This window comes from Terriglobales bacterium (assembly GCA_035624455.1).
In the GTDB taxonomy this organism is placed as follows: domain Bacteria; phylum Acidobacteriota; class Terriglobia; order Terriglobales; family Acidobacteriaceae; genus DASPRM01.
Genome location: DASPRM010000152.1, coordinates 1 through 4432, shown reverse-complemented (window position 1 = coordinate 4432; position 4432 = coordinate 1). Strand labels below are relative to the sequence as shown.

Annotated in this window: 3 protein-coding genes; 2 read left to right on the top strand and 1 reads right to left on the bottom strand. The window is 56.5% G+C overall.

The window, feature by feature from the left end; genetic code table 11:
- The coding region (locus VEG30_16920; protein HXZ81613.1) for a transposase at window positions 1-434 on the top strand (434 nt) is incomplete at its 5' end.
- Window positions 435-765: 331 nt separating this feature from the next.
- On the opposite strand, the gene VEG30_16915 is transcribed toward VEG30_16920, so the two are convergent.
- The gene (locus VEG30_16915; GenBank protein ID HXZ81612.1) at window positions 766-1668 is read right to left on the bottom strand and encodes a type II CAAX endopeptidase family protein; all 903 of its coding nucleotides are present in this window, start codon (window positions 1666-1668) and stop codon (window positions 766-768) included.
- Between the two features lie 241 nt (window positions 1669-1909).
- Here VEG30_16915 and VEG30_16910 point away from each other — a divergent pair, with 241 nt between their 5' ends.
- The gene (locus VEG30_16910) at window positions 1910-3010 is read left to right on the top strand and encodes an IS110 family transposase (protein HXZ81611.1); all 1101 of its coding nucleotides are present in this window, start codon (window positions 1910-1912) and stop codon (window positions 3008-3010) included.
- Window positions 3011-4432 lie beyond the last annotated feature (1422 nt).

Here is a 4432-nt window from a genome sequence, read left to right as displayed (position 1 = left end):
TGAGCCAGTGTTTACCGGATGCTTTTGGCCGACCGAAGGAAGCCTCCCAGAGCTTGCGATGTCAGGAAAATGTATTAGTTCCGCTCATGAATGGATTGTTATTTTTGCGCAGTCCCTTAGAGGAGTCGAGTGGGAATCGGCGACGCCTGGGCCATATCACCAAGCAGGGTAGCTCGATGTTGCGCTTCTTGCTGGTGGAAGCGGCCCAAGTCACGGTCCGTAGCATCCCAGAATGGCGCAGCAAGTATTGCCACCTGATGCTACGGCGAGGGCGGAAGATCGCCAAGGTAGCTATGGCGCGCAGATTAGCCATTCGTTTGTACTGGATGTGGCGCAAGCAATGGAATTACGAGCAGGTGAAGAAGTTCGGTTCGCACGCGGGACAGCTCGGAAATCGCGATGGTGTGTACGTAGAACACCGAGCAATTGATTGAGCATCCCGCTCCTCCCCACGGAGGACTCTGAAGTAGTAATCATCATCGCGGTTGCGACCGAAGAGATGCATGGGTCGGATCGAGATGGCTGACCTGAAACTGATTACGAGCGAGCCTTGGTTGGTATGGCAATTGGCGATTTTTTCAAATAGAGCGAAATGGCGCTCTCCTTTGAGTGGATGCAGAGGTCTGCCAAAAAAGTACTTGACAACGCCGGCGTTGTAAGAGACGCGATTTTTCGCCAGCTACCGGCGGCCCGCGCAGATCGTACCTTCCGACCAGATGGCCAAGCGTTACATCGTGACGTTAATGGTTGCGGGGTGACTGAGTCTCACCGCTGCATTGAATCCTTCGCCGGAATGGGCCACTTTGCCTGCGGATAAGTAAAGTGAAGCAGAATCGCCGCGGCGATGGTCACCAGAAAACAGAACCAGCTGGCCTCTGGCCCCAGCAGGCCTCCGGTCAGCCTGATCGAACCGGGAAAGTCGGCATTCAGCAGGCGCCCAACCGCAAATTCTCCCCCATTCATTCCTGAATACACATAGAGGAACATGAAATCGAAAGCCGCGTGCATGCCAATAGAAAAGGCCAGGCTACCGGTGCGCCGCTGAGCAAATGTGATGAAAATCGTCAATAACGAAACTGCGACCCAGTCTTCCCAACGCTCGTGCGGCTTCGTGAAGTAGTGCAGGGCACCAAATCCGATGGCATTGAACAAGGCAGCGGCCCAGAACCCGATACAATCGGCCATTGTGTACAGGAAATAGCCACGGAATGTGATCTCCTCACTGAAGCCGATGAACAGATTCGCCAATAGCCAAAGCCCGGCGAATTTGAACAGCCCGGCATTGACAGGGACGTTCAGACCGTGAACGTGGTAACCCCCACCGAGGAAAATCAGCAGGATGGTCGCCGACGGCATCAGCAGACCCCAAGCCGCGCCTGCCCAGAACAACCGTCCAAACAAATCCCGCATGCGAGGAACGCCGTAAACCGTAAGGTCGCGCCGCTCGAATCGCGACATGATTGTCGTCGTAATCAGGGCGACCAGTAGAGTGGTGCCTTCGTCGATAGCCAAGCCAATGGGATGCAGGCCCGGATAGACGGGCAAATGCGAGTGATCCAGCGCCCTTCCCACAAGGCGGTCGATCACAAAGAACAAGCCGCAGAATATAAGAAGACGCCACCCGGCGCGCAGTTCGCGGCCATTGTGGAAAATGTTGCGCAGACTCATAGTCCTCCTGATGGAGTATTAGTTGGGGAAAAGGATCTCGGTTCCCAAAACGGGGTCGTTGCTGGTGCGTACACGATCCTTCTCTTTACCTGAAAGGCGCCGCACTCAGGTTAACGCCCGAGGCAAGAAAACTGACCACAACTGTCGCTATCAGATGAGATGAGAAAGCCGGTCTCCAACGGGATGCTGTACGCTCCCAAGTATCGACGCGCTCAAGGCGCAAGAGATAAGGAGACCGGCAATGAGAAAGATTAGCACTGCAGCAGCAAAGCAGATGAAAAATTTGCGAGATCAAAAACTGACCATTGGCTTGGATCTGGGCGATCGCTCCAGCTGGTATTGCGTGTTGGATGCAGCGGGGGAAGTGCTGCTGGAACAAAGGCTGGGCACAACTGCGAAGGCGATGAAAGAGGTGTTCGGGGGGATGCCGCGGAGCCGGATCGCACTGGAAACGGGGATGCATTCGCCGTGGGTAAGCCGGTTGTTAGGCGAGTTGGGGCACGAAGTGATCGTGGCGAATGCACGCAACGTGCGCTTGATCGGAGAAAGTCGGCGGAAGGATGATCGGCTGGATGCCAGAACCCTGGCGCGGTTGGCACGGATCGATCCGCAGCTACTGGCACCGGTAAAACACCGCAGTGCCCAAGCGCAAGTGCATCTGAGCGTGATCCGAGCACGCGCCGGTCTGGTGCGGGCACGAACGGCGTTGATCAACACGGCGCGGGGAGTGAGCAAGTCGTACGGGGAACGGCTGCGCGGCTGTAACCCGCGCAACCTGAACCCGGAGAAAGCGGAGGGGTTGAGTCCGGAACTGCAAGCGGCGTTGAAACCGTTGCTGGCGGCCATCGAATCGCTCAGTGAGCAGATCGAAGAATATAACGAGCGGATCGAGTGCCTGGCCCGGGAGAACTATCCCGAAGTCGCCCTGCTGAAACAGGTGAAGGGAGTGGGCACGCTGATCGCGCTCACGTACCGGCTGACGCTGGCAGATCCCTATCGTTTTGGCAAGAGCCGGGATGTAGGCTGCTATGTGGGATTACAACCGGGACGGAGGAACTCGGGGCAGAGCCAACCGCAACTGCACATCAGCAAGGAAGGCGACCCATATCGGCGAACCTTACTGGTGCAGGGCGCGCAGCACATTCTGGGGCCGTTTGGAGCCGACAGCGATCTGCGGCGCTGGGGTCTGAAGCTGGCGGAGCGCGGCGGGAGGAATGGGAAGAAACGAGCGGTGATTGCGGTGGCGAGAAAGTTAGCCGTCTTGCTGCATCGGCTGTGGGTGAGCGGGGAGGTTTACGAACCTTTGCGCAACAGTGGTCAGTTGGTGGCGGCAGCCGCGTAAGTTCGGAGCAATCGAATTGGCAGCACAAAGTCCAAAGCCGAGTTCGGTGACTGCGTCTATCGCCTGGCCCAACTTCTATCTTCGCGATGGAAGCCGAGGTCGACTAACAGGTGGCAGCACCGGCTGTAACGAGAACACCCAACTTGCACCGAGCGGCGAATCGCTCACCAAAGAGTGCGGATGGAAGGGTGGCGACAGTGGTGGCTTTGGCGCGAAGGAAGAACGGAAATTAAAGAAGCCATGGTCAACAAAAGAATAAGGAGGATTGCCGCTTGTCACGGGAAACGGTGGCGGATCGGATAGAAATTCAGAGCGACTGCTCCCTTCTTTCCTAGTGGGATGGTGGCAGAGCGGTCCTCGCTGTCAAGGGTTCGCTAACGCCGCACAAAATGCGCCCTTGACCGCTCCGGGCCGCTCTGAACCTCTCTCCACTAGTCTAGGAAAGCAGGGAGCCTTGGGAAAGAAAAAGAAAAATAATACTTGACATCGACCGGCCTTCTCATGGAAGGCGATTAAACTCATTGACGTGCCCGGTCTCTCCATGAATCACGAGTCACCGGGGATTTCTGATTTGGTATGGCGTCGTACTCGTCACGATCGGCGTATCCCCGACTGCATGTGTACTCCGACACCCTGTAGGGCAGGATCTGCGCTCTGTCGAAATACCGCTCCCCTTTGCACATACATGTTAACCGGTATGGTGGATGAGGATTCGACCCAGGGGTGAATTGAATCCGCTTCGCGCTGTCAGGATGTGCCAGCAGGTGAATGCGTTCGCATTTCTCGCACATGACGGCGACTCGGATGGGCATGGGTCGAGGATAGCATTAATGAACTCGCCTTCCACTGATCGCAAAGCGACAAAGTAACTAGCGTAACCAAAGCCGGTCTCCGACGGGATGCTGTAAGCTCCCAGTGATCAACGCGCTCGAAGCGCAACGAACAAAAAGACCGGCCATGAAGAAGATTAGCACCGCAGTGGATGGCCGCAGCGCCTGCCGACTTGCGTCTACATAGGATTCTCCCTGAACAGGCGGGCAACGAGGGCGGAGTCGAGATCGCTCGAACCTCAACGAATCGCGTCTACCTTCAACGTGGTGATGTCAGCGTGAACGACACGGATGTGTTCTTTCACGATTGCAGTGTTGTTCCAGACGCGTCCAGGGTCATACTCATCCGCGGGCTCGATACCGCGCCATTAAGGCCGACGACCTCTTGCGCGCACGGTTGCAGACAAGTCTAGGCGAAAGCGGTAGTCGTTTTCATTGGTCGTTGTGGCGCGCTAGCTAAAGCTTGTTGAAAATCCCCCGGCCAGAAGCCGCAGTTGACGCGAGAAGCAGCCGCCGGTGCGTGGCAGATCGCGAAAACCAGCGTTCTGTTAGGGCCCCTTTCCAGATAACAGTCCAACACCATTTTCGACAC

Coding starts and splice junctions, on each gene's coding strand:
- VEG30_16915 (HXZ81612.1), bottom strand. CDS start 1,668: ATGAGTCTGCGCAACATTTTCCACAATGGCCGCGAACTGCGCGCCGGG.
- VEG30_16910 (HXZ81611.1), top strand. CDS start 1,910: ATGAGAAAGATTAGCACTGCAGCAGCAAAGCAGATGAAAAATTTGCGA.